This window comes from Gardnerella vaginalis (assembly GCF_040427915.1).
Taxonomy (GTDB): Bacteria; Actinomycetota; Actinomycetes; order Actinomycetales; family Bifidobacteriaceae; genus Bifidobacterium; species Bifidobacterium vaginale_C.
On the sequence record NZ_JBETXJ010000002.1, the window covers coordinates 1362136 to 1387475 of the forward strand.

Consider the following 25340-nt stretch of genomic DNA (forward strand, 5'->3'; position numbering starts at 1 on the left):
CACACTTATGCTTATGGGATTATGTGATAATAATCACTTATCGCAACATCATTATTCTTAATCCATAAATCTCGATTTTCATAAAATAAAATCCCGTGCACTTTTCCGAAGCATGCAATAGGCAAAAAGTAAGCTACTGTTATTTTTTTACCGATATTCTTTTTGATTGCTCGTTGTGTAAAAACGGGACCATGATAACCGTCTAAGTCAGTAAATTCAAGTAGATAATCATATACTTTATAAGGCATTGTTGCACCCTTAAGCCAAACATAACCGTCATCATAGTCACTTACAACACCAGTAACTATTTGATACCCTTTTTCCATCCAATGTTTTACTTCAGATACATGATTTTTTTCTGACTCACTCATCTTACTATAATTAATCATATCTAATAAGTCAGAACTATCATTAGAAGGTGTATCCCATCTTAGTATTACGCTTCCCATTAACTTATGATAGGAATTCGCAATACGTTCATATTCTTCTTTCAGACGTTTAATATTATCAATATGAATAATATTATCCTTAAAAATATTATCCTTAAAAATGTAATAGTAGTTTGAGATAACTGACTGAGTTTTTTTATACAATGTTATCTTACCGTTGATTAATTTATATGAACATTTATCAATTCTTAAATTATCGGAACCATACCATCCAAAACCTGTAAATCCATTATTATTTTTGTCAGGGAATAATTCATCAGAATGATCATTGAGTAATGTATAAGCTACATTAACAGTTTTTCCATCGTATGAATATACACAAACAAAATCAGGTTTTGTAACAGAACGTGAATGCACAATCATATCAGGAATATGATCACCATTAATATCCCATAGTGCATATTTAGTTTCAACATACCAGTCCCATATATAACTATCATCCCATAGTTTATTATTATCTTTTAACCCTGATTCTTTTAACAATAATTCAGCATACTTTGATTTAGATCCGTTTTTGCGCAAATCTTTTAGTACGTCCATATACGCTTTTCCAGCTGCAGAAATCACATTAGGATCCACATTATGTTGTACATCAGGTTGCGGTTGTGGTTTCGGTTTTGGCTGAGGCTTCGGCTCAGGACTTGGTTGCGGTTTCGGCTTTGGTGTAGGACCTGGCTGAGGCTTATCTCCAGCTCCACACTGCCCAATCGTCCACGGATTATCCTTATTGCTGAATAATACATCTTCATGAGTCCAAGGATCAGGATCCCAATCTAATATATTCTGAGCAATCAAAGGTAGCCTAAATAGAGTTATTCTTAATCCACAGTTAAAAACACTTTTAAGTGTTATATATGCTTGCGCAATATGATTATCCTTTTCTGCATTACTAGCATTACCTTCAACTTTTCCTAACAATTCTGCTCTTAGAGAAATACCATTGAAATCATATAGATATATGCCTGGTTCCATCCATAAACCTGCCTCTAATGCTAATGTTCCACTTATCTGTACCATACTTCCGCAAGCAGGTTTAACATCATTAGATCTAATATCAAAGTCGTGGATTAAATCCCAATTATCATTCTCGAATCTAACTCCTACTCTTATTTCTTGATGGAACTTTGTCCCCATGCCAAGTGAAATCTTAGCATCTAAACCAGTTTTAAAGCCAACTGGCAATTCAACAGTTATAGTTACAGGAACAACACCCAAACTAAATGTAATGGCAGTTTTTGGCTTTAGAACAGCTTTTTCAATATGTTTTTCAACTTTTGTCCATGCTTGCACATCTAAGGATTCGTCAGCATCTGCTATAACATATGTTTCAAATTTCCTTACATGCGCACCACTCCAATCTAGTTCAATTTTCAAAGTGAAGTGCAACTTGAGATAAGCCATAGCTCCAAAAGAAATAGATGCACCACTATCTTTAGCATTCTTATTCTTATCTTCCTTCTTCTTCTTATTTGCTTCATCATAATAATCTGTAGGACGCTTATATCCTCCTTCGCATTCAATATTCGATTTATCATTCGTCAAGTCTGAATTGCATACAATACCAAATGATGATTTAAGTAAATCAGTATCTTTACCAATATCCCAACCACGATTACTGCGTTCGGAAGGAGCGTCATTATGTACAATCGACTTGAAAGAATCCTTTGATGAATTACTATTTTCCCCATTTTTATCTGGAATAGGCTCTAAAGACATATCACCAGCAGAAAATGGCCTATCTTCGCTAATATCCGCTTGATAAATAGCATCCGTAATCATTGCAGGCTCGGTAACAACAACCCAAGTATTGCCTTGCAGCGTTACTCCAACAACTTTACGTAAGAAGCCCTTAGGAGCATTCTTTCCAGGTGCAGCAGCCAAAATATCCCCAACCTTATATTCAGGCTTCTTGTTAAACACTAATGAATCTGGATTAACAGCAGTAATATCATTGCTCAGAATGTCAGGATACACAGTCTTAGCATTTTTGGCTACAATAATATCTTTCTTGTTTGTATTAGGAACTTTAGTGTTTATAGTTCTAGAATCAATTCCAGAACTACTATCATCACGTACAAATGCTCTAGCGTTCAAAGTTTGATTACCAGCAACTGGTACGGTAATTTCCATACTCCACTTTGCTTTACCATTAGCATCGTAAGAAACAGCGGCATTACCTAAATTAACCGTATTATTATCAGAAGAATTAACTGTTACATTCACATAGTCAACTGATGAAGATGCGTCAACAGTACCAGAAATTGTTAACTTCTTACCTTTCGAGAAATCAATAGAAGCATTTTCCTCAGGGGAAGTCCATTTAACGGTAACAGTATCAGAATTATTGTTTTTCGGCCTTTTACCAAGAATGCTTCCAAGCATCAAAACTTTTGAAGATACTTTACTTCCTCGAGCAGATACTTTCGCACTCTTTGCATCAGTGTCCACAAAGTCAAGCTGAGGTATTGCACCTTCTTGTGCGTCAACTACTGTACCAGTAGACCTGCCTTGAACAGGCTTTCCGTACTCAACGAATGCGCGCTTACCAGAAGCGTTAGCACTAACTAGAGCAAGTTCAAAGACGCTATCACTTGATTGTTTACTCAAAGCAACAGTCGAAGTTTTGTCTTTTTCTGTTGTTGAGCTAACCCATTGCTTAGAAACTGATGGCACAAAACTTCCAGTTACGTTAGCATGAGCCATGTTTGGCATAGCTCCTGCAACCCATCCGCGCACATACAGCTCAGCAGAAGTAGCATTCTCTGATTCAACGCTAATTGAGCCATCTGTAGAATTTGGAACTACGATTGTAGAAACTACAGAATCACCTTGTGGAAGAGCTATCTCTTGCCCAGCTACCTTAACATCTCCAGCATTTTTCATATTGACTTTCATAGTCACATATGCTGCTCGTACATACTCTCCAGGAACATTACCTAAGCCAAGTAATCCAACTTTGCAATGTGCAGATGAATTCATGCTTGTGCAAGATAATTTCTGATTAGTATCCATACGCGTTACTGGTTTTACCAAAGAAACAATTGCGCCAGGAACATAAGCTGGCTTTTGATTCTTAGCTGCTGCAACAGTTTTTGATTGTAAGAATGCGACAACTTCAACACGTGCATTAACTGCATTAGAAGCATAAATGTGAAGATTACCGTCTGTAACATGAGCTAACACAGTTTGTGAAGCATCATATTTTGCAGCTATTTGTAACGCAGGAGTGTTATCAACATACACGGTGGTATCACTATTTGCATTAAATACACTTACACGAACGAGCGCACTATCGTAACCAGTAGAACCAGGCAAATCAAGCGTTGCACCACTATTTGTTGATATAGAATTTGCAATAGGAGCATTAGAGTCACCAAATGCTTCAAGATATGGAACTCTAGAACGAGCATCAACGTTTAATCCCAACTCGTCATTATGTCTGTTTGAATCACTAGCGTAAGCATTATAAGCTGGAGTTACGCAAAGAATCATAGAAAACGCTATAACACTTACAAATGTTCTATAAACAAATCTTGCACTCTTAATAGCATGCATAACATTGAAGAGAATTTTATTGCGTTTCATTTTACTTATGCCTCCCTCTTTACATGCGCACCATTTACACTAAAGTGAATTCCAATTCCAAACGAAATCAAAAGAATTGAAGTAATTAAAATTAAGGTAACTCCAACACCAGTTACATATAGCATTCCAGAAAAACGCTTATGCTTATTATTTTCTGATTGACTAGAAAATGCCTGACCACTATTGTTATTAGCTTTTGCAGAATCTGAATTTGAGTCTGAACCTGATTTTAGATTCAGGTTTGAGCTTGAATTTGAATTCGGTTTTATACTTGACCCTGGATTTTGATTTGACTTATCAGTTTTAATCGTATTTGAGTTTGAACTATCAATATGATCATTCTTTGAACCATTTATGATTGAACTAATACTATTCAAACTACCGTTAATCGAATTATTGCTATTAAAATTATTGCTTATTGAATTATTACTACTGTTGTATGAACTATCATTGTTGATATCAGTATTGGTGTTTGGATAATAATCATCAATCTTGAATCCGCCAGCTAACGTCATTGTAAGCTTAGATTCTTTAAGAACTATACGATTTGAATTTACAAATGAGATAAAAACAGTTTGATTAATGTGTTGTTTTGTAGCATTTAAGCTTAACTTATGATTCCCCCCCCCCATAGAGACAACAGATGTGATTCCCGAAGGAGAAGAAGCAAATTTCATATCGTGATTGTCAATCTTACCGCCAATCTCATTAGGTTTAATATCAGTTCCTTCAATATCAAACCAAATTTGTGTCGTTTTATCTGGAGCGGTAATGTCTGCTGAATTATCAGCTGCGTAACATTGCGGAACGCAAATAAACGAAACACATAGTGCTAATAGAATACAACAATTGCGCATAATGATTTTAGGCGAACACATCATGTTAGACACACTCCGCTTTGAGGTACACAACGACTTTCTCATTTTTCATCTTTCTCACAAGTTCAACACTTAAGCTGCAAGCGATTTCAATAAAAGCATCTCACTCTATTTTCGCTTAAAAAGCTATAAAGTAAACATTAATACTACAAGTACCTAAAACAGAATATTATTTGTTTCTTACAATAAATTTAGATGAAATAGTTTCTAAAAATTATAGTAAATATAGTTATATGATTTTGCAAATATTATAATTAAATTAAATTTTCTATGAAAAATATACTTTTATGCAAATTTTTTAGAATCTTCTGACCGATAATAATTTATGATTCAAAATCAACAATTGTTACTTTTCTATCGCAAAACTAGTATTTTGTTTTTTAGTTTTTGATAAATACGAATAATCATCAATTAATCATCAATTTTTATCTTCAGAATTGTGGAGAATATTGCGAATTTGAGATAAACGTTGCGAAATCTCGTGCTCGTAGCCGCGATTATTTGGGTAATAATATTCGCGACCAACTAGCTCATCTGGCATATATTGCTGAGATACAACAGCACCCGGATAATCGTGAGCGTACTTGTACCCATCATGATTGCCCCAACTTTTCATCAAAGCAGTTGGCGCGTTACGCAGATGAAGAGGCACTTGACCAATATTTCCAGCATCAACATCTTGCAAAGCCTTATTAATCGCATTATAGCTTGCGTTTGATTTTGGAGCAGTTGCTACAGCAATCACAGCTTCCGAAAGAATAATCCGCGCTTCTGGCATGCCAATTAGAGCAACCGCTTGAGCTGCAGCAACAGTTACTTGCAAAATTTGTGGAGCCGCCATACCAACTTCTTCGGCAGCAGCAATCATAATTCGCCTTGCAATAAAACGCGGGTCTTCACCAGCTCTAAGCATTCGCGCTAAATAATGCAAAGAAGCGTCAACATCACTTCCACGCATTGACTTAATAAAAGCAGAAATCACATCGTAATGGTCGTCGCCATCTTTGTCGTAGCGAACTGTAGTAGTATCCATTACATTAGAAACAATATCAGCAGTAATTACAGGCTTATTTTTACCATGCTGCAACGCAACATCTCCTGTTACTGCTCCTGCAGCCGCCTCTAAAATAGTGAGAGTTTTGCGAGCATCTCCCCCACTTAAACGAATAATTGAATCAATAGCATCATCGTCGATTTTAAGCTGATCATTAAGACCATTTTCGCTTGAAATTGCGCGTTCTATAAGCGTGTGCAAATCTTCTACACTGAGAGACTCAAGTTTAACAACTACTGATCTACTAAGTAGTGGCTTAATGATTGAAAAACTTGGGTTTTCGGTAGTAGCTCCAATAAAAGTTACATCGCGATTTTCAACGCTTGGAAGCAAAGCATCTTGCTGTGATTTAGAAAAACGGTGAACTTCGTCAATAAACAGAACTGTTTCTTGACCTTTACTAACTAAACGCTCATGTGCTCGATCTAACACAGCTCGAACATCTTTAACTCCAGAAGTTACAGCAGAAAGCTCTTCAAACACGCGACCAGACTGTCTAGCCACAATATAAGCAAGCGTAGTTTTACCAACTCCTGGAGGTCCAAACAACACAACAGAACTTGGAGATGTAAGAGAACCTTTAGATTGCGGATTCGCAAGCCTGCGCAAAGGCGAACCATCTTTTAGCGCATGAGTCTGCCCAAGCACGTCTTCGATAGCGCTTGGGCGCATACGCACTGCCAACGGACGCGTCACATCGCTAGGTGCACTACTTGCGGAAAATAAATCTTTCTCCATAATTACCAGCTTACACTACATATAGAACAAACGTTCGATTGCATTCTGCATTCTGTGTTTTGCATTCTGTGCTCTGTTAGCACATTTTTAAGAATCACACGTGCGACACGCTGTAGTCAAAGAACACAACTTCGCCTGTATCTTGTGTGGAATCCAAATCAACAATTCCAGTAATAGCCCAATTATGGTCTCCGTCCGAATCGTCAATAATTTGCCGAACTTTCCACGAATGTTCACTCTTCTCAAGAGAATCATCCAAAATAAACAAGTCGCCACTTCTAGCCTTGGCATCGATACCAACATACTCGTGCTCATCGTAATAGTCGTCAAGCACATCATTCCACTCGTGAACACCGTAACCCCAAGCTTTGTCAAGCTCTCCTAAAGTATCCGCATCTTCCAAATCCATAAGCTGCACGCGACGGAACATTGCGTTTCGAATCAACACAATAAGTCCACGACGATCCTCAACTACAGACTCAGAAGTTCCAGGCGCAGCCATAGTTACAGCGCTAGCTTCAGCGTCCGACCCTCCAGCACTTTCCCACTCGTCAACAAGACTTGAATCAATAGATCGCACAACAAGACGAAGCCACGAAATAATATCACGTAATTCTTCGTTAAGCATGTCTTCTGGCACAGTACGAGCAAGCGAACGATAAGCGTCCGAAAGGTAACGAAGAAGCGTTCCCTCACTTCTAGCAATGCCATAACGAGAAATGTATCCAGTAAAATCGGATGCGGTTTCAACCATGTCTCGAAGTACAGATTTAGGCTTAATCCAGTAGTCGTTTGCCCACGGAACATCTTTGCGATATTGCGCAAAAGCAGGCTCAAGCAAATCTTCAAGAGGCTTAGGGTAGCTAACTTCCGCTAAGCGTTCCATGCGCTCCTCGTAATCAATGCCATCATCCTTCATACCAGCCATTGCAGCATCGCGAGCCTTACGCTCTTGTGCGCGAAGCACAGGCTTAGGATCATCTAAAGTTGCTTCAACCATAGAAATTACATCAAGCGCATAGCTTGGAGATTCTGGGTCTAGAAGTTCCAAAGCTGCGAGCAAGAACGGAGAAAGCGGCTGATCCAGCGCAAAGCCCTCTGGCATAGCAACATCAAGATCATAATCACAAGAACCATCCGAAAGCTCTCTGCATTCAATAACTTGAGTATCGAGCAAAGTTTGGAAAATATCGTTGCAACGCTCGAGCAATTTCTCTTTATCTTGCGGCTTTTGCGCACTATCTTCAATAAGTTTTTCAACGCGTGCTCTAGCATCCCCACCTTGCGTAACTTCGTTCAAAATCATTGAGTGCGTTACAACCATGTGAGGATTCAAAGTTTCTGGAGCGCTTTCAATAAGATTAGTAAACGTTGGCTCGCCCCAAACTACAAAGCCTTCTGGAGCTTTCTTACGCTTAACTTTTTTAAGCTTCTTAGGATCATTTCCAGCTTTTGCAACAGCGCGCGCATTCTCAATCTCGAACTCTGGAGCCTCTGCAACTACTAAGCCCTCAGTATCGAATCCCATTCTGCCTGCACGTCCTGCAATTTGATGAAACTCGCGAGCACGAAGCTTTCTACTACGATTCCCATCAAATTTTGTAAGAGCTGTAAGCACAACCGAGTGAATTGGCACGTTAATGCCAACTCCGAGAGTGTCTGTGCCACAAATAACGGGCAGCAATCCTTGCTGTGCGAGCTGTTCGACAAGCCTACGGTAGCGCGGAAGCATACCAGCATGGTGTACGCCGACACCGGTGCGCAGTAGCCTTTGCAAGATTTTGCCGAATCCTGTAGTAAATTTAGTACCTTTAATTGCTTGCGCTATTTTGTCTCGCTGTTCTTTGCTTGAAACTCCCGTACTTGCGAGCGCTTGCGCTGTTTCAAGAGCTGCGTCTTGCGAAAAATGAACTACGTATATTGGCGTTAAACCCTTGTTAAATAAGAGTTCTACAGTTGTTGCGAGCGGCTTATCTGTGTACTCGTATTCGAGTGGGATTGGTCTTGGCGCATTAGCAATAATATCAACACTACGTTTTGTTGATTTTTCTAAGCGTTCCGCAATATCCGTTACGTCTCCAAGAGTTGCGCTCATAAGTAAGAATTGCGTGTTTGGAAGTGTAAGTAGAGGCACTTGCCAAGCCCATCCGCGCTCTGGATCACCATAGTAGTGGAATTCGTCCATTGCAACGCAATCGACTTCAGCGTTTGCGCCTTCACGTAAGGCTTGATTTGCTAAGATTTCTGCAGTGCAGCAGATTATTGGAGCGTCCGCGTTAATATGCGAGTCGCCTGTAATCATGCCAACGTTGTCGCGCCCAAAAATCGCAACTAAATCGAAGAATTTTTCAGAAACAAGAGCTTTAATTGGCGCAGTATAGTAGGAGCGTCTGCCAGTGGCTAGCGCTGCAAAATGCATGCCGAGCGCTACTAGAGATTTTCCAGAACCGGTTGGAGTATTTAAGATTACGTGATCCCCTGCAAGCAAATCCATAACAGATTCTTCTTGATGCGGCCACAAATCCACATGCTTGTTATCTTTAACCCAATCAACAAATGCTTGAAAAATCTCATCTTCGCTAGCATGATGCAAATCAAAAGCTAACTCGCCCAAACCAGCCATATTGCGCTCCTACTTTACTTAAGCTTTACTCGTGACTTTAATCGCAAATTTATTTACTTGCGATTTTACTTGCGCTTCTTCTTATCTCGTACTTTTACTGAGATTTGAATAGGAGTTCCCTCGAATCCAAACTCTTCTCGAAGCGATCGCTCAATAAAGCGACGGTAGCCGTGCTCTAAGAAGCCTGTTGTGAATATCACGAAACGCGGTGGACGCGTAGAAGCTTGCGTTGCAAATAAGATTCGCGCTTGCTTTCCACCTCGCAAAGGATGCGGATGAGCAGACTGAATACGCCCCAAGAAAGCGTTGAGCTTGCCTGTAGGAATGCGCTTATCCCAGCTGTCTAAAGCTGTTCGCATAGCGCGCGCAAGACGATTCGTATGCCAGCCTGTTTTTGCGGAAAGATTTACACGCTCAGCCCAAGTTACGCGCTCAAACTCAGTTTTCCACAAGCGTTCCATGCGCTGTCTGGAAAATTCGTCCATCAAGTCCCACTTGTTAAACACAAGTACGATTGCTCGACCCGCGTCTACAGCCTGGCTCATAACTTTCAAATCCTGCTCTGCAATCGGCTGGGAAGAATCGAAAAGAATCAAAGCAAGTTCAGAACGCTCAATCGCAGCTTGCGTACGAAGTGAAGAATAGTATTCAGCACCCGTAAGCTTATGCTGCCTGCGCTTAATACCAGCAGTGTCAATAAACAGCCAGTCTTCTCCATCAACTCGCACAACCTCATCAACAGGATCTCGAGTAGTTCCAGCCAAATCGTTTACAACAGAACGTTCTTCATGAGCTAAATGGTTCAAAAGCGAAGACTTACCAACGTTTGGACGACCTACTAAAGCAACTCTGCGAAGTCCTTCTGGAGTCAAGAATCCTGAAGTTTTATTCGCTTTCTTTAAAGAGCTAAGAGCCGCGTCAAGCAAATCTCCAACGCCTCTTCCGTGCATTGCAGAAATTCCGTAAGGCTCACCCATTCCAAGCTTCCAAAACTCTGCAGTCAAATACTCGCTTCTAGCGTCGTCAACCTTGTTAACTGCCAGAGTAATAGGCTTACCTGCAGCGCGAAGCATTGAAACAATGCGCTCGTCGGTAGCTGTTAAACCAACTTGACCATCTACTAGGAAAATCACAGCATCGCTTAAACGCACTGCCACTTGCGCTTGCTGAGCAATAGAAGAATCAATGCCTTCAACATCTGCTTCCCAGCCGCCAGTGTCAACCAGCTTAAAGTTGGTTCCAGCCCACTCAGCGTCGTAACTTACGCGATCTCTCGTAACACCTGGAGTATCTTCTACAACAGCGACACGATGGCCCAAAATACGATTTACAAGAGTTGATTTTCCAACGTTTGGTCGACCTATAACGGCGATTACTCCAACAGCTTTTGTATCTTTCGATTCATCATCGCTTGCAAAATCACCGCTAAGAAGCGCACGATCTTCATCATCAAGATCGTAGCCTTCAAGATTTGCAGCATAACGGTCGTACTCATCTTGCTCAATTGCATCGTCAACAATCTCTACAAGCGCGTCAAGAGTCTGCTCAAAAGTCAAATCAGAATTATCTAGAGTTGTAACACCGTCTGCAGCTTTAAGAAAATTTGTAACTTTAGCATCTTTAGCGTCGCGAGCACGAATATCGTCTTCTTCAGATTCATTATTCTTAGATCCATTATTTTGCAAATTTTCTTGCGCAATATCCTGCTTATTTCTGCGAGCTTGACGCACTTCCTCACGAGCAGTAAGAAGCACTCGAACTTGAGCATTTGGAGCCACAACAGTAGTAATATCGCGGCCTTCTGCAACTATTCCCTCTCCGCCTGAGAAAGAATCTTCACTAGACTCTGAAGCAATATACGCGCGCTGAGCAGCAATAAGCATGTGTCGAACTGCAGGAATCGAAGAAACCGTAGACACGTGCGAAGAAACTTCGCTGGAACGCAATTCTTCGCTAATATCTTCACTATCAATTACGACTACAGGATTTTTTGGATCAACACTAAATTCAGCATGATCTTCCGTAAACAATGCTCCAACAGCTTCAACAATTTGATTAAAGCGTTCTGCATCTGCAGAATTCGTTGGATTTCCTTCTTCATCCAACTCAAGCTGCTTACTTAAATCAATACCTTGCTTCAAGCACCACCAAGCAGCAGCTCGATACATTGCCCCCGTATCTAAATACGCAAAACCATAGTATTGCGCTAAAGCACGAGAAGTAGAAGATTTACCTACTCCTGCTGGTCCATCAATTGCTACGCAAATCACAGGCCAACCTCCTTAGAAAGCGAGCGCACTTCTGTTTGAGAAAGCACTCGATACGATCCAGCTTTTAAGTCCCCTAACTTAATAGGCCCAATTTGAGTACGCACAAGACGCTTTACAGGGTATCCTACGGCTCCAAAAATCCTGCGCACAATACGATTCTTGCCAGAATGCAACACAACTTTCACAATAGTTGCATCGTGATTCTGGTCGATTATTGCGCAACGATCAAGCTTAATCCAGCCGTCTTCCAGATTTACGCCTTGCGAAACTAGCCTTCGGCAAACCATTCCGTTGATCTTGCCTTCAACAGTTGCAATATACGTTTTCTCAACTTCGTACTTTGGGTGCATAACATGCTGGCTTAACTCACCATCGTTGGTCATTAAAATAAGACCTTCAGAATCGTAGTCCAAGCGTCCCATGTGGAAAATCCGCTCGTACTTGTCTCCAACAATGTCTCTTAAAGTGAAGCGACCTTTTGGATCATCCATTGCACTCAAAACTCTTTTAGGCTTATTAAGCGCGAGCGTTACAAGCTTGTGATTAAATTTCACTCTCGATCCGTCTACGCGTATTTTTTGTTTACTTGGATCTACTCGAGTTCCGAGTGTTGTTACAAGCTCATCATCTACTTCAACACGCCCATCTAAGATTATTTCTTCACACTTTCGGCGTGAACCAAATCCCGCTTCAGCAAGTAGCTTTTGCAGTCGAACAGCGTTTTTGGATTCTTGTTGCGCCTGATTGGCGCGGGAATATGCGTTTGGCATCGTTCTCCCAACGTGACCTTATTCGTATTCTTTTAATAAATTAGTAGTAAATTTTTATATTCTGCAATAAATACAGGAAATTACCACGTTTTTCTATGTTAGCGTATGGCATAGCCGTGATACTATAGCAAACGTTTGGTTGTGCTGTAAATAATAAAAACCAGCATAGCGGTGTACACAATTAACGTAAGGAATTGTTATGAACTACACTTCAAATGCAGAATGCTCTGTTTCTAAACAATCATCTGCACCTAGAACTCCGCTCATTTTTAGAATAGGAGCAGAATTCATTGCAAGCGCTTTTGCAATGTTCACTATCTACATGTTCTCATCTATTGTTACTGCAATGTATGGCGTAAATGTTCTTATGATTGCAGTAGGAACTGGTATTGCTTATGCTGCTGCTATTGGTATTGCATCTAAGTTTTCTGGCGGACATGTGAATCCTGCTATAACTATCGCATCTATGCTTACTGGCAGAACTCCTTATATTTCTGGAATTTTATACATTATTGCTCAGGTTCTTGGAGCTATTGCTGCAGCTGGAGTAACTGTTTTTGTTCTGCCACAAACAAAGATGGTTCCAGCTCACACTTGGTTTGCTCCTGTTGTTAATGGTTTTGAAAATGCTTCCATTTCTGCAAACCAACTTAAGAGTGTTAATGCATCTTTTGGCGTTATTACTGCTCTTGTTGTTGAAATTATTGCAGTTCTTGTTATTGTTGCAACAGCCATGACGTACATGAATGACAATGGCAGCACAAAATGCGGATACTCTACTCACATGGGCATTGCTTATGCCGCTGGAGCTTTCATTACTTATCAAATTACTGGAGCTGGTTTAAACCCTGCCCGTTCTACTGGCATTGCTATTCTTGCTCAATCGCAAAAGTTATCTGTCTCACCATTGAGTCAACTTTGGGTATTTTGGATTGCACCTGTTTTTGCCGCTGCACTCGTAGGATTTGTCATGCTTATTTGCAAGCTTGCAACATCTTCTTCAAATAATCAGAATCCTGTTGCTGCTGATTACTCAAATCAAACTTCTCCTGTTCTACAGAATACTGTTCCTGTAGTTCCAGAACCTCCTGTTAACACAGAGTCTTCAGTAACCCCTTCTACGACTTTGGATTCTACTGGAAACGATAATGTTCCATTTAATCCTTTTAACAGAGATGATAAATAGAATTTCGTGAATTAAATCTATCGGATTCTACATTAAGAAAAAAATTGAAAAATACGTTATCAATAGTCCAATTCCTAGCGAAATGCTTATGAAAGAATCGAAGGCTACAGATCTAACCTTCCATGGACTTTTTTGAGTAAATATTAAGCGTATGATTCCAAGAACAATGGCTGTTGCGGCAATTATTACCGTGGCAGCCATTGTTTTACCCATAAACGCCAATACTGCGCTTACGCATACTATTGCTGCCACAATCCATTGCGCATACGGTTTTCCTTCTTTGACTTCCGAAACGTATATATGGTTTGATTTTTTTGCTAATTCAGATTCATTTACATTTAAAATGTTCTTTTGAATTTTTGCTACATCGTCTTGTTTTTCATACCGATCATTAATTGTCATACTTGTATAATACATAAAAGACCTTGGAAAGTATACGAAAATACAATCCAAGGTCCTTTTTATAGAATACTTGTATTAATTAAAAAATTAATAAATATTTTATTATTCAGTTAAATACTATTTAGTGGAAGAAGTGCCTTGTACCAGTGGTGTACATTGTTACTCCAGCCGCACGCGCAGCTTCAAACACTTCCTCATCTCTGATTGACCCTCCTGGCTGCACAATTGCTTGCACACCTGCGTCAATAAGGATTTGCGGACCGTCAGCAAACGGGAAAAATGCATCCGAAGCCGCAACAGCTCCACGAGCACGCTCAACACCATCAGCAAGAGTATTAGCACGCTCAACAGCCAAGTGGCAAGAATCCACGCGATTAACCTGCCCCATGCCAATGCCAACAGTAGCATTATCGTGTGCAAGTAGAATTGCGTTAGACTTTACGCAACGAAGCGAGCGCCATGCAAACTCTAAGTCTCTCAAAGTATCAGTATCTGCAGCTTCTCCAGATACAAGAGTCCAATTTTGAGGATTATCGCCAAAATCGTCAATCTTATCTGCGCTTTGTACCAATGCGCCACCATCAATAGGATGCACCTGCAAGCCCAAAACTGGAGGATTTGCAACCTTTAAGATTCGCAAATTCTTTTTCTTAGTGCGCAATAACTCCAAAGCCTCAGGCTCATAATCTGGAGCAATAATTACCTCTGTGAAAATTGGTCGAACACTTTCAGCCATTTCTAGTGTAACAGTTGAATTGCAAGCAATCACACCGCCGTAAGCACTTACAGGATCGCAAGCGTGAGCTTTCTTATGAGCAATAGCTGCAGTTGCACCTATTGCTAAGCCGCAAGGATTATTATGCTTGCATACTGCAACAGCGATTTGTGGGGCAAAATCCCATACTGCACGCCAAGCCGCATCCGCATCAACATAATTGTTGTAGCTCATCGGCTTTCCACCAAGAAGTTCAGCTTGAGCTAAACCTCCCTTATGCAATGGGTCAAGATAAAGCCCCGCCTGCTGATGTGGATTTTCACCATATCTAAGCTCGCGATTTAACTTCCACGTACGCGTATAATCAGTTGGAAGAATCAAATCCTCACTTGTTTTATCAACTGAATTTGCGTCTTCCTCCGACTTGGTCTTCATACTTTCTGGAATTGACCAAACTTCACTTGTCCACTGGCATATTGCAGCATCGTAAGAAGCCGTATGTTCAAATGCTTTATGCGCCAAGTATTCGCGTTCTTCTAGGCTAAAACCTTCTCCAGATAACACTCTTTGGGCAAGAATATTATAATCTGCAGGGTCTGTAATAACAGCCACAGATTTATGATTTTTCGCGGCAGCGCGAACCATAGATGGTCCACCAATATCGATTTTCTCAATAATCTGAGCTTCGCTTCCACCGCTCATAACAGTGTTTACAAACGGATACAAATTCACTACGACAGCATCAAATGGCTCAATATTTAACTCTTTAAGCTGCTTTACATGATCAGGATTGCTCATATCTGCTAGAATCCCAGCGTGAATATGTGGATCGAGCGTCTTAACCCTACCATCTAAGCTTTCTGGGAAACCTGTTATATCAGATACTTCCGTAACCTTTACACCTAATTCTTGGAGTTTTGCAGCTGTTGAACCTGTTGAAACAACCTGAGTTCCGCACCTTTTAAAAGCGTCTGCCAGAGTTTCTAGCCCTTCTTTGCAAAATACTGATACAAGTACTCGCTTGATTGACCTTTTACCTGTGGTTATCAGCACATCTGCACTTGATTCTTGCGCGTGTATCTGTTGCACGGTGGTCTTCCTCCTTGATGTTGGACGAGGATTATTTTTTATTGACTTTCGAACTAACTGTTCTAGGTTTTCTAGTATCAGTTTTGTCCTCAAGCAAAGGTTGTTTTTTAGTGGATTTAACACTTCGCGGCTGACTTATATTATCTGTTTCATTTTGACTAATTGAACAAGATGAACGCGTTTTTTCTTTTTTTGAAGACATATCATCAGCAGACTTTTCAGACATATTGTTTTCTTTAGGAGTTATTACTGACGTTTCACATGACTGTTTAACTGGTTTTGATTGCGATTTTATGTTCTGATTTTCTTTTGACTTTTCACTAATATTTTCAGATAACTTTTTGGAAAATATATTAAAATTCGACGGCTTAATGGAATCATATTTCTCAAAAATTTTAGAACTTAACGCACGAATAGAAATTATTATTGCGCACACAAATATAACGAGAATCCAGGCAAACCCAAAGCCAAATACTGTTAAATGACCTAAAGCACGAACACTTCTACTTACATTTATACCAACATTGGATAAACGATATTTACCTAAATCACCGTTTGCGAACAAGAATAGTATACTCATAACGAGTATTACTAATATGCAAGTTGATACCAAAACTACAGCTGATTCCACAAAAGCAATAACGGTAGACTTCCAATCAAGTTTATCTTTATCGAAATGCAAACGAAGATTACAAGACTTAGAATATAAGATCACAAATAACGCAAATACGCCACATAAGGCAAAAACAATACCATTAACAAGAAGCCTATAAAGTGAATCACCTATAGAGTCTGGGAATATGGCAAAGAATGGAACAGGAGGCAAAGACTTACGATTAACTGCATAAATTGTGAAATTAGCAACTGATCCTATCGCAAATCCTGAACCTGAAATCCATGATAATGCCCATAATGCAACGTTTGGAAGCCATACCAGACATGCAATTGTGGTTAAAATTCTTGAACCTAATTGCATTCCTAACTTTGAAAAAACTATCTCAACATTACTTGCTCCAACAATGGACCAAAAGATAATCGTTGATAATGCAATAATTGCATAAATTGACAACACGATTACGGTTGAATAAAGGCAAATTCTTATGCGTTTTAATATATGTTCAGGAACATTTTTTGTTACATTATTTTTAATTAATACAAACAATGAGCTGTATGGGAAAACAGCTATTAACTGTGCAAAAGCATATACACAAAAGCTTTTTAACAATATGACTGGTAACGAATCCAATAACTCAATATTAGTATTTTGAGATATAACTCCATTGATGAAAACCCAAACAAACAAACCAATACAATTTACTAGCGATCCACCTTTTAGTTTTCTCATCAGAATCGCAAGCATTGTAATTATAAGCAAAGTCAAACCAAGTGGAATAACTGTAAGAATAAAATCATCAAAGCCTAGACCAACTCCTTGCGCAAAAAGAAGAGCAGCCCACGTCATCGACATTGATGAATCGGAAAGATTACCAGTTCCTTCTTCTATAGAAATAACAAGAAGGGTTAGTGACATGAATAATCCAACAACTATTGCAAAAATCAAAGTCGCAATAGCGGGTATAGATATCCCCTTCAAAATGCTAATAAGAGAAGACTTCAGTTTTTTCATAACATCATCCTCCCTTATTAGCCGCTTGAAGTTAGATCTAAGTTGTTCGATTTTTTATGATTACACCTAAAAACAATATATGGATAAATGTAGCTGCCTAATTACAACACAAGCTACTACTCATACACCACTTTTATGCAGGCATCGTCATTAAACTAGAGCATTTATAAGATTGCAACTCATTCATCCCGCTAATTCCTGTTAACTCCATTACAAAGCAGAATCCAGCAACAGTGCCCTGCGACCTTTCAACAAGTCGCGCAGCAGCTTTTGCAGTTCCTCCTGTAGCAATTAAATCGTCAACAATAAGAACACGCTGACCAGGCTTTATAAGATCTTTCTCAATCTCTATCTTAGCTTCCCCATATTCGAGAGAATATGATTCGCTTATGACTTCGGGAGGCAATTTACCTGCTTTTCTTACGGCGACAAAACCTTTATTGAGTCGAGCAGCCAAAGCTGGACCAAACAAAAATCCACGAGCCTCAAGTCCGGCAACTAAATCAAATGAATCTTTAGAAACTGGCAACGAATCTACTAATGAATCAATAAGAATTCGCATACCACGATTATCAGCAAAAACAGGAAGAAAATCGCGGAAAACAATCTTTGGATTTGGAAACCCTGGAATTGTTCTAATAAGAGATGCTAAATATTTAACATCCTCATCACTAACATTCTTCAAAGATTTTACTGTAATATCAGTTGTTGTCATAATCTTATTGTTCTTATCTCAGTTTTCTTTGACTTCACCAGTCTCGCTGGATTCTTGAATCTGCTCAGTTTCGCTCGATTCTTGAGATTCATCTTTATCAGATGCATCAACATCTTCCGAGTTATCAGCTTCATCGTCTTTGTCATAGCTGTTGAAATCTACACGAACATAAACTCTATTCACAGCTCTGAAAGACACTCGAAGTAAACTACCTTCTGAATCTAGAACAATCTCTTCGTGATCAGAATCAACTACGACGACCTTACCGATGATTCCACCAATTGTTATAACTTCAACGCCTGGTTTCAAAGAATCATGGAAGGACTTCAACTCATTTTGGCGCTTCTTCATATTACGAGATTGGAACCACATGATACCAACCATGGCAATTACGAGTACAATAAGCATGCCATACTGGCTAACAAATTGGGGCACAATAAACTCCTTATGTATCCAACCCTGAGACGGACAAAACACCGTCCAAAACACTTATTTTATGTTATCTATCTGACATTATCAGGCGCTTTAAGACCTAAGTGTTGCCAAGCTTTTTCAGTGGCAACACGACCTTTAGGAGTCCTAATAAGAAACCCTTCACGCACTAAATATGGCTCACAAACGGTTTCTACAGTTTCTGCCTCTTCTCCAACCATTGCAGCCAAATTATTAAGCCCAACTGGACCACCATTAAATTGATTCACAATAGCTTTCAAAACCGCAATATCTAGACGGTCAAGACCTTGAGTATCAATCTGATACAACGATAAGGCTTCTATTACAGACTCGCGATTTACATCTTTAAGATTATGCACAACTGCCCAATCACGTACGCGTCTTAACAGTCGATTTGCGATTCTAGGAGTTCCTCTGGAACGAATAGCAAGTTCTTTAGCTGCTTGATCAACAAGATGAACACCAAGAAGAACAGATGAACGTTCAATCAGTTTTTCCAACTCATCGTGAGGATAAAAATCCAAGTGAGCCGTAAAACCAAAACGTGCTCTAAGCGGAGAAGGAAGCATACCTTCGCGCGTAGTAGCACCAACCACGGTAAAATGCGGCAATGTAAGAGGTATAGAAGACGCCCCTGGTCCTTTGCCAACCATAACATCAACTCGGAAATCTTCCATAGCTATATAAAGCAACTCTTCTGCAGCTCGAGGCAAACGATGAATCTCATCAATAAACAGTACTTCACCAGTATCAAGAGAACTCAAAATTGATGCTAGATCACCAGCGTGTTGAATAGCAGGGCCAGACGTAACTCTAATAGATACGCCTAACTCATTAGCAACAATCATTGCTAATGTTGTTTTTCCAAGCCCAGGAGGACCTGCAAGCAACATGTGATCTGGAGGAACATCACGCAATCTTGCAGCATCCAAAAAAAGTTGTAGCTGCGCCTTTAAAAGAGGCTGTCCGATAAATCCATCTAGAGCATGAGGTCTTAATTCTTCATCGCTAATCTGTTCATTTCCTATAGGAGATGATGAAACAATTCTTAATGAATCTTCGGATACGCCAGTATTTAAAGCTTGTACGTCGATTCCTTCATCCAAACTCATGAATCACCTGCCTCTATCTAACGCTGCCAATGCCATGCGCAAAACATTAGACATATCTGAATCACTGATTGGCAGAGCAATTTTTTCACTATTACACACGTTTTCAACCGCTCTTTGAGCATCTGACTGCTTCCAACCTAAAGACATAAGTCCTTCTACAACCTTGCTGATGCCAGATTCATCAAATTCCTTTTTATAAGATTTTGAATCTTTAGAAGTATCATCTTCATTTAATTGAGATACGTCAATAGAACCTTTAAGTTCAAGAACAATTTTTTGAGCACCCTTTTTACCTAATCCTGGAGCAGAAGACAATGCGGTGATATCGCCATCTGCAATAGCCTGCAATAAACGATTCACATTTAAAGTGGAAAGTAAAGAAAGAGCAACTTTAGGACCAACACCACTAACTTTCTGCTGAATTTGAAGAAAAATACGCTTTGCAGGCATACTCGTAAAACCATACAAAGTAACAGCATCTTGACTTACTTGTAAAGACGTATAAACCTTAACATCTTGACCTTCATGCAGCGAAGCCAAATCAGACGATGGCATATAAACTTCATAGCCAACACCACTAACACAGATAAGCGCACATCGAGAATCAACTGATTCAATAACGCCGCTAAGCATACCAATCATCAGCGCTCACCTTTCTAGATAAATAGAACATCTGTTCTATAAAACATACTACATGTCACGTCCGACAGAAGAATGTCTGCTAGCAGAACGCAAAGAATCAGCCCACTTTCGTTGAGCCTCAGTTAAATGCTGCTCTCGCTCTCCTCCTTGCAAAGCCCCTGCTGGGCGAAGCGCGTGACAAATCGCTTGAGCCAAGGCATCAGCTGCATCTGCAGGAGTCGGTAAAACATTAAGATTTAAAAGACGCGCAACCATGCGCTCTACCTGAGTTTTATCCGCCTTTCCATTTCCAGCAACAGCGAGTTTAACCTCTGTAGGAGTATGCAAAGCTACAGGAATACCTCTCTGAGCAGCAGCCAACATTGCAACACCTGCAACTTGAGCAGTCCCAAGAACAGTGTTTCGATTTTCTTGAGCAAAAACACGCTCAATCGAAATAGTATCTGGCGAAAACCTTTCGATTTTCTCCACCAGTCCATTGTAAATTTCGAGCAATCTTAAATCTTGAGAAGTCTTAGGATCACTTCTTAATACATCGACGTGAATAAAAGAAAGCCGACGAGAAACGCCGGCTTCAATCACGCCGACCCCGCAGCGAGTAAGCCCGGGATCAACGCCCAAAATCATCATAGGAAACTATTCTGCTTCCTCAAGCTGAGCCATAACCTCATCCGAAGCAGTCCAGTTGCTATAAATATTCTGAACATCGTCCAAATCGTCGAGATTGTCAATCAAACGAGACACCTTCTGAGCATCTTCAAAGCTCAATTCAACCTCATTGTTTGGATGCATAACGATTTCTGCGGAATCATAGTCGAAACCAGCATCTTGCAAAGCCTTACGAACAGTTACCAAATCGCTAGAATCAGTGTATACGGAATACACATCACCGTCGTCAGCAACATCTTCAGCGCCAGCTTCTGCAGCAATATCAAAAAGCTTGCTATAGTCAACGCCTTCGCTAGGAACTTCAATCAAGCCCTTGCGCTCAAAGTTGAAGCTAACAGAACCGCTTGTAGCCAAAGAACCATTGCCCTTTGTAAGAGTGGAGCGAACGTCTGCTGCAGCGCGGTTGCGATTATCAGTAAGGCACTCAATAATCAATCCAACACCTGCTGGAGCATAGCCTTCGTAAACAATCTCTTCGTAGTTTGCGCCGCCTGCTTCTTCACCAGAACCACGCTTAACAGCGCGCTTAATATTATCTGCTGGCATAGAAGCTTTTTTAGCCTTAACGATTGCATCGTACAAAGTTGGGTTACCATCAGGGTCTCCACCACCAAGACGAGCAGCGATTTCAATATTCTTAATAAGCTTGGCGAAAAGCTTGCCGCGCTTAGCGTCAATAGCGGCTTTCTTATGCTTTGTGGTCGCCCACTTGGAATGACCTGACATGATACTCCTAAAAAGTGTACGGTTACGTAAACGTGATGATTTTAATGCTCTTTAGCGACAAATCATCATACGCTAGTATTTTTAAGCAAATTTTTAACTTCAAAAATCCTCTGTATAACGGTTATGATACCACCAATACAAAGGATAAACATGGCTAAACTAAGCCATAAAAGCCAGCCAGTTAATCCACTTAATCCCATTGAAATCAATATAATAGCCACTCTGTCTGCTCTAGTAATCAAACCTTTTTTAGCTTCCACCCCAACAGACTCACCTCTTGCTCTAGCATATGACGTTACAAAAGCAGCCATAATTGCTATTAGCGAACAAAGCAATCCGCAATATTTTATAAAACCATTAACATATTCTGGCAAATATAAACATATGTTGATATTTTTAGCACGATATAAGCAAATACAAACACACAAAAATAGAGACCAATCAGCGATTCTATCTAAAGTAGAATCCAAAAACGCACCAAATTTCGTTCCACCATTCTGATTAGTTAAAGCAGCGACTGAACCATCCAAAGCATCTGCAAGGACAAAAATCGTAAGCAAAATTGTACCGAATAAAAGCCAGCCAGTCATAGAAACAAAAATTGAGGTTGCTACAACAGCCAAAGCACCGAAAACAGTAATGCCATTTGCTGTACAGCCAAATTTTACAAGCAGCTTAGCAATAGGCGCAATAACACGCTTGAATCCACCTCTTAAAGATTCCAACATATCTAATAAAACGCCTTCCTAGATTAAACAAGCTACTCATACACACACTATCAACAAACTATGCTAATAAAAAACGCCGCTTAAAACTAAGCGGCGCAATTTCTAGCTCCCTCACCTGGATTCGAACCAAGACAAAGGGTTCCAAAGACCCGTGTGCTGCCATTACACCATGAGGGAACGGCGGAAAAAACCGCCAAGTCACTATTATGCCATAACAATTGACATCGTCAAGTTTGGCGTGGCGAAATAGGATTTATGCAAACAAGAACCCCTTGCCATGATGCTCTGGATAAGTGTCAAACAGCTTTGCAACAGACCCATCTTCAAACACAGCTTTAATAGCACTTGCCAAAAGTGGGGCAATTGAAAGAACAGTTAACCCATCCCAACGCTTTTCTTCTGGAATTGGAACAGTATCCGTTAACACAACTTCTCTAGCGCCGCAATTCTTTAAACGCTCAACTGCAGGACCAGAAAGCACGCCGTGAGTTGCAACAACCGTAACAGACTTTGCACCAGCGTCCTTAAGAACATTACAAGCGCCTGCGATTGTTCCAGCAGTGTCAATTAAATCATCAACCATAACACAATCACGCCCAGCAACATCACCAACAACACGATTTGCTACAGCCTGATTTGGACGAGTAATATCTCTAGTCTTATGAACAAAAGCCAATGGGCCTCCGCCTAAACGTTGCGCCCACTGTTCTGCAACTCGGATTCGACCTGCGTCTGGCGAAACAACGGTAACGTTTCCTAAATCTTCGCTGAAACGATCTCGAACGTAATCAACCAGCACTGGCATAGCAATCAAATGGTCTACAGGACCATCAAAGAATCCCTGCGATTGTGCCGCATGCAAGTCAACGCTCATGATTCGATCTGCGCCTGCTGTTTTAAGCAAATCAAACATCAAGCGGCAAGAAATAGGCTCACGACCGCGATGCTTTTTGTCTTGTCTAGAATATCCAAGCAACGGGCACACAGCGGTAATAGAACGAGCAGACGCGCGCTTTAATGCGTCGATCATAATTAACTGTTCCATAATGGACTTGTTAACAGGATCACTATGACTTTGCAACACAAACACGTCTGTTCCTCGCACAGACTGAGTGTAACGAACATACATCTCGCCATTGGCAAAATCATATGCTGTTGTTTCCAATACTTCTATACCAAGCTGATTTGCAACATCTCGAGCAAGCTTCGGATGCGCGCGACCAGTTACGAGAACAAGGTTTTTATCTGGCTTTCCTTCAAGGACGATGCTCACCATATCTCCAAACGCTAGTTCACTAACAGCCCACAAAAAACGGACTGTGATTAATACTATCTATTTGCGCAGACTATAATCATTAAGCCGTTTCATACACAACAAATCATTGCAAAAGATTCCAAATAATCACAAATCGCGTCTGTATAAACCATGCTTAACAATGTATTGAACAACTCCGTCTGGAACCAAATACCATACAGGTTCCCCGTGCTCAGCTCGCTTACGAACATCAGTAGAAGAAATTGCTAGTGCTGGGATTTCCAAAATGTCAACTGGGAAACGATGACTGTGACAATTAATCATATCGTCACAAGAATCCGCTGAATACACATGAGCCTCAATTTGAGTAAACTTTTCTGGACTAGAATACCCAGGACGAGTAACAGCCACAAATCTAGCCAAATTCCACAGTTCTCTAGCATCTTTCCATTGCATAATCTCCGCAATGGCATCCGCGCCTGTAATAAAGAAAAGTTCAGCATCTGGATGCTGAGATCGAATATCGCGAAGCGTATCAATCGTATAAGTAACACCTGGTCTATCAATATCCACTCTGGAAACTGTGAACTTAGGATTAGAAGCAGTTGCAATCACAGTCATCAAATATCGATCTTCTGCGTTAGTAACCTTCTTATCAAGTTTAAAAACAGGCTTTCCTGTAGGAACAAAAATAACTTCGTCTAGATCATAAACCCATGCAACTTCAGAAGCTGCTACCAAGTGGCCGTTGTGAATAGGGTCAAAAGTGCCGCCCATGATCCCTATTCGTTGGCGCTGATGAACATTACCTCTAGCAGATTGACGGTGTTTAGCAACACCTGCCACAACAGGCGGCGCAGCCTCAGTGCCATTAAAAGACCCTTGGAACAAGTCAGACATTCTGCGCTCTTCAGAAAAATCTTTTACTTCTGACTTAATACTATTTTGGGAATCAACTTTAGAGTTGTTTAGATTATTTTGCATTAATTCATTTCCACATTTTGTTCAAAATACACAAAATCAAGCATCATGATTATTTTGCACCATCAAGCAAATCAGCAGCATCATCTGCCTTAGCTTCATCGATAACACTAGAGGCAACGTTCGCCTTATCGGGATTAATATTGCCCATTTCCTCATTCCACTCATCTTGAACAACCCGTTTAATCTCCTCAAATGTTGGAAGAGGAAAATCAGGCTGGAAAATACTTCTAATCTTTGCAACAGATTCTGTAATCTTAATAAGAATATCTGCCATATTATCTACTTCACCGCAACGCTCAAGATTACTGAATTGAGATATATTATCTTCCATTTTTCTCAAATTCTGATTAATCTCATCTAAAGCAGCATTATCCTGAGGCTTGAAAACAGTACGATTATCCCTATCTGGCCAACCCATTAATATTGCATCAGCATATTCAAGAGAAGATCTTTGAGATGCAGACGCAATACCATCTTCAATTTGCACTAAAAACACATAGCGAACTATGGATAAACGCTCAGCGGAAATATCTAAAGCATCTAAAACATTAAAATCAGACACACCATATGATTCGCTTTTCGCGTATACATTATCTGATTTAGTTGATTCCTGTGTATTTGGCATACTCATAACCTTACTCTTAATACCTTATTATCTGTCACAATTTAT

At 40.2% G+C, this 25340-nt stretch carries 20 protein-coding genes and 1 tRNA gene; 1 reads left to right on the top strand and 20 read right to left on the bottom strand.

Annotated features, from left to right (window positions below):
- Positions 1 to 11: 11 nt before the first annotated feature.
- From ABVC65_RS05540 to ABVC65_RS05565, 6 genes are all read right to left on the bottom strand, one after another.
- Positions 12 to 4034: a hypothetical protein gene (locus ABVC65_RS05540; protein WP_353582783.1), complete on the bottom strand. Its 4023-nt coding sequence runs from the start codon at positions 4032 to 4034 to the stop codon at positions 12 to 14.
- A 5-nt stretch (positions 4035 to 4039) separates the two neighbouring features.
- Positions 4040 to 4915: a hypothetical protein gene (locus ABVC65_RS05545; RefSeq protein ID WP_353582784.1), complete on the bottom strand. Its 876-nt coding sequence runs from the start codon at positions 4913 to 4915 to the stop codon at positions 4040 to 4042.
- 415 nt (positions 4916 to 5330) lie between these two features.
- Complete coding sequence (locus tag ABVC65_RS05550) at positions 5331 to 6704, bottom strand: replication-associated recombination protein A (RefSeq protein ID WP_353582785.1); 1374 nt, start codon at positions 6702 to 6704, stop codon at positions 5331 to 5333.
- 94 nt (positions 6705 to 6798) lie between these two features.
- Positions 6799 to 9327: a DEAD/DEAH box helicase gene (locus ABVC65_RS05555; RefSeq protein ID WP_353582786.1), complete on the bottom strand. Its 2529-nt coding sequence runs from the start codon at positions 9325 to 9327 to the stop codon at positions 6799 to 6801.
- A 65-nt stretch (positions 9328 to 9392) separates the two neighbouring features.
- Positions 9393 to 11597, bottom strand: coding sequence for a bifunctional cytidylate kinase/GTPase Der (gene der / locus ABVC65_RS05560; RefSeq protein ID WP_353582787.1), 2205 nt, complete (start codon positions 11595 to 11597; stop codon positions 9393 to 9395).
- The gene (locus ABVC65_RS05565; protein WP_004113665.1) at positions 11594 to 12367 is read right to left on the bottom strand and encodes a pseudouridine synthase; all 774 of its coding nucleotides are present in this window, start codon (positions 12365 to 12367) and stop codon (positions 11594 to 11596) included. Before ABVC65_RS05565 ends, der begins: the two co-directional genes overlap by 4 nt.
- 199 nt (positions 12368 to 12566) lie before the next feature.
- On the opposite strand from ABVC65_RS05565, the gene ABVC65_RS05570 reads away from it, so the two are divergent.
- Complete coding sequence (locus tag ABVC65_RS05570; protein WP_285069046.1) at positions 12567 to 13553, top strand: MIP/aquaporin family protein; 987 nt, start codon at positions 12567 to 12569, stop codon at positions 13551 to 13553.
- A 27-nt stretch (positions 13554 to 13580) separates the two neighbouring features.
- On the opposite strand, the gene ABVC65_RS05575 is transcribed toward ABVC65_RS05570, so the two are convergent.
- From ABVC65_RS05575 to ABVC65_RS05640, 14 genes are all read right to left on the bottom strand, one after another.
- Positions 13581 to 13970, bottom strand: a complete 390-nt coding sequence (locus ABVC65_RS05575) for a DUF3017 domain-containing protein (RefSeq protein ID WP_353582788.1) — start codon at positions 13968 to 13970, stop codon at positions 13581 to 13583.
- A 106-nt stretch (positions 13971 to 14076) separates the two neighbouring features.
- Entirely contained in the window at positions 14077 to 15717 is a 1641-nt protein-coding gene (gene purH / locus ABVC65_RS05580) for a bifunctional phosphoribosylaminoimidazolecarboxamide formyltransferase/IMP cyclohydrolase (protein ID WP_435528284.1), read from the bottom strand.
- Between the two features lie 73 nt (positions 15718 to 15790).
- Entirely contained in the window at positions 15791 to 17386 is a 1596-nt protein-coding gene (locus ABVC65_RS05585) for a cell division protein PerM (protein WP_353582790.1), read from the bottom strand.
- A gap of 133 nt (positions 17387 to 17519) precedes the next feature.
- Complete coding sequence (locus ABVC65_RS05590; RefSeq protein WP_004125952.1) at positions 17520 to 18101, bottom strand: adenine phosphoribosyltransferase; 582 nt, start codon at positions 18099 to 18101, stop codon at positions 17520 to 17522.
- An 18-nt stretch (positions 18102 to 18119) separates the two neighbouring features.
- A complete protein-coding gene (gene yajC / locus ABVC65_RS05595) occupies positions 18120 to 18536 on the bottom strand; it encodes a preprotein translocase subunit YajC (RefSeq protein WP_004113655.1) in 417 nt (138 codons plus the stop codon).
- Positions 18537 to 18604: 68 nt separating this feature from the next.
- A complete protein-coding gene (gene ruvB, locus ABVC65_RS05600; protein ID WP_004113654.1) occupies positions 18605 to 19666 on the bottom strand; it encodes a Holliday junction branch migration DNA helicase RuvB in 1062 nt (353 codons plus the stop codon).
- A gap of 3 nt (positions 19667 to 19669) precedes the next feature.
- A complete protein-coding gene (ruvA, locus tag ABVC65_RS05605; RefSeq protein WP_353582791.1) occupies positions 19670 to 20308 on the bottom strand; it encodes a Holliday junction branch migration protein RuvA in 639 nt (212 codons plus the stop codon).
- A gap of 48 nt (positions 20309 to 20356) precedes the next feature.
- On the bottom strand, positions 20357 to 20938 hold the full coding sequence (gene ruvC / locus ABVC65_RS05610; RefSeq protein ID WP_353582792.1) for a crossover junction endodeoxyribonuclease RuvC: 582 nt from the start codon (positions 20936 to 20938) through the stop codon (positions 20357 to 20359).
- Between the two features lie 6 nt (positions 20939 to 20944).
- On the bottom strand, positions 20945 to 21703 hold the full coding sequence (locus tag ABVC65_RS05615) for a YebC/PmpR family DNA-binding transcriptional regulator (protein WP_004113651.1): 759 nt from the start codon (positions 21701 to 21703) through the stop codon (positions 20945 to 20947).
- Between the two features lie 65 nt (positions 21704 to 21768).
- A complete protein-coding gene (locus tag ABVC65_RS05620; protein WP_353582793.1) occupies positions 21769 to 22431 on the bottom strand; it encodes a CDP-alcohol phosphatidyltransferase family protein in 663 nt (220 codons plus the stop codon).
- 106 nt (positions 22432 to 22537) lie between these two features.
- Positions 22538 to 22608 (bottom strand) — tRNA-Gln (locus ABVC65_RS05625).
- A gap of 76 nt (positions 22609 to 22684) precedes the next feature.
- The gene (locus tag ABVC65_RS05630; RefSeq protein WP_032836384.1) at positions 22685 to 23707 is read right to left on the bottom strand and encodes a ribose-phosphate diphosphokinase; all 1023 of its coding nucleotides are present in this window, start codon (positions 23705 to 23707) and stop codon (positions 22685 to 22687) included.
- Between the two features lie 126 nt (positions 23708 to 23833).
- Positions 23834 to 24670: a nicotinate-nucleotide adenylyltransferase gene (gene nadD, locus ABVC65_RS05635; protein WP_014554566.1), complete on the bottom strand. Its 837-nt coding sequence runs from the start codon at positions 24668 to 24670 to the stop codon at positions 23834 to 23836.
- Between the two features lie 49 nt (positions 24671 to 24719).
- Positions 24720 to 25295 (bottom strand): hypothetical protein, encoded by a 576-nt coding sequence (locus ABVC65_RS05640; RefSeq protein WP_019261283.1) that lies wholly within the window; start codon positions 25293 to 25295, stop codon positions 24720 to 24722.
- Positions 25296 to 25340 lie beyond the last annotated feature (45 nt).

What these genes read in the sequence shown, in the direction of transcription:
- ABVC65_RS05540 (WP_353582783.1), bottom strand. Translation starts at nt 4,034, where the DNA reads ATGAAACGCAATAAAATTCTCTTCAATGTTATGCATGCTATTAAGAGT.
- ABVC65_RS05545 (WP_353582784.1), bottom strand. Translation starts at nt 4,915, where the DNA reads ATGATGTGTTCGCCTAAAATCATTATGCGCAATTGTTGTATTCTATTA.
- ABVC65_RS05550 (WP_353582785.1), bottom strand. Translation starts at nt 6,704, where the DNA reads ATGGAGAAAGATTTATTTTCCGCAAGTAGTGCACCTAGCGATGTGACG.
- ABVC65_RS05555 (WP_353582786.1), bottom strand. Translation starts at nt 9,327, where the DNA reads ATGGCTGGTTTGGGCGAGTTAGCTTTTGATTTGCATCATGCTAGCGAA.
- ABVC65_RS05565 (WP_004113665.1), bottom strand. Translation starts at nt 12,367, where the DNA reads ATGCCAAACGCATATTCCCGCGCCAATCAGGCGCAACAAGAATCCAAA.
- ABVC65_RS05570 (WP_285069046.1), top strand. Translation starts at nt 12,567, where the DNA reads ATGAACTACACTTCAAATGCAGAATGCTCTGTTTCTAAACAATCATCT.
- ABVC65_RS05575 (WP_353582788.1), bottom strand. Translation starts at nt 13,970, where the DNA reads ATGTATTATACAAGTATGACAATTAATGATCGGTATGAAAAACAAGAC.
- ABVC65_RS05585 (WP_353582790.1), bottom strand. Translation starts at nt 17,386, where the DNA reads ATGAAAAAACTGAAGTCTTCTCTTATTAGCATTTTGAAGGGGATATCT.
- ABVC65_RS05590 (WP_004125952.1), bottom strand. Translation starts at nt 18,101, where the DNA reads ATGACAACAACTGATATTACAGTAAAATCTTTGAAGAATGTTAGTGAT.
- ruvB (WP_004113654.1), bottom strand. Translation starts at nt 19,666, where the DNA reads ATGAGTTTGGATGAAGGAATCGACGTACAAGCTTTAAATACTGGCGTA.
- ruvA (WP_353582791.1), bottom strand. Translation starts at nt 20,308, where the DNA reads ATGATTGGTATGCTTAGCGGCGTTATTGAATCAGTTGATTCTCGATGT.
- ruvC (WP_353582792.1), bottom strand. Translation starts at nt 20,938, where the DNA reads ATGATGATTTTGGGCGTTGATCCCGGGCTTACTCGCTGCGGGGTCGGC.
- ABVC65_RS05615 (WP_004113651.1), bottom strand. Translation starts at nt 21,703, where the DNA reads ATGTCAGGTCATTCCAAGTGGGCGACCACAAAGCATAAGAAAGCCGCT.
- ABVC65_RS05620 (WP_353582793.1), bottom strand. Translation starts at nt 22,431, where the DNA reads ATGTTGGAATCTTTAAGAGGTGGATTCAAGCGTGTTATTGCGCCTATT.
- ABVC65_RS05630 (WP_032836384.1), bottom strand. Translation starts at nt 23,707, where the DNA reads ATGGTGAGCATCGTCCTTGAAGGAAAGCCAGATAAAAACCTTGTTCTC.
- nadD (WP_014554566.1), bottom strand. Translation starts at nt 24,670, where the DNA reads ATGCAAAATAATCTAAACAACTCTAAAGTTGATTCCCAAAATAGTATT.
- ABVC65_RS05640 (WP_019261283.1), bottom strand. Translation starts at nt 25,295, where the DNA reads ATGCCAAATACACAGGAATCAACTAAATCAGATAATGTATACGCGAAA.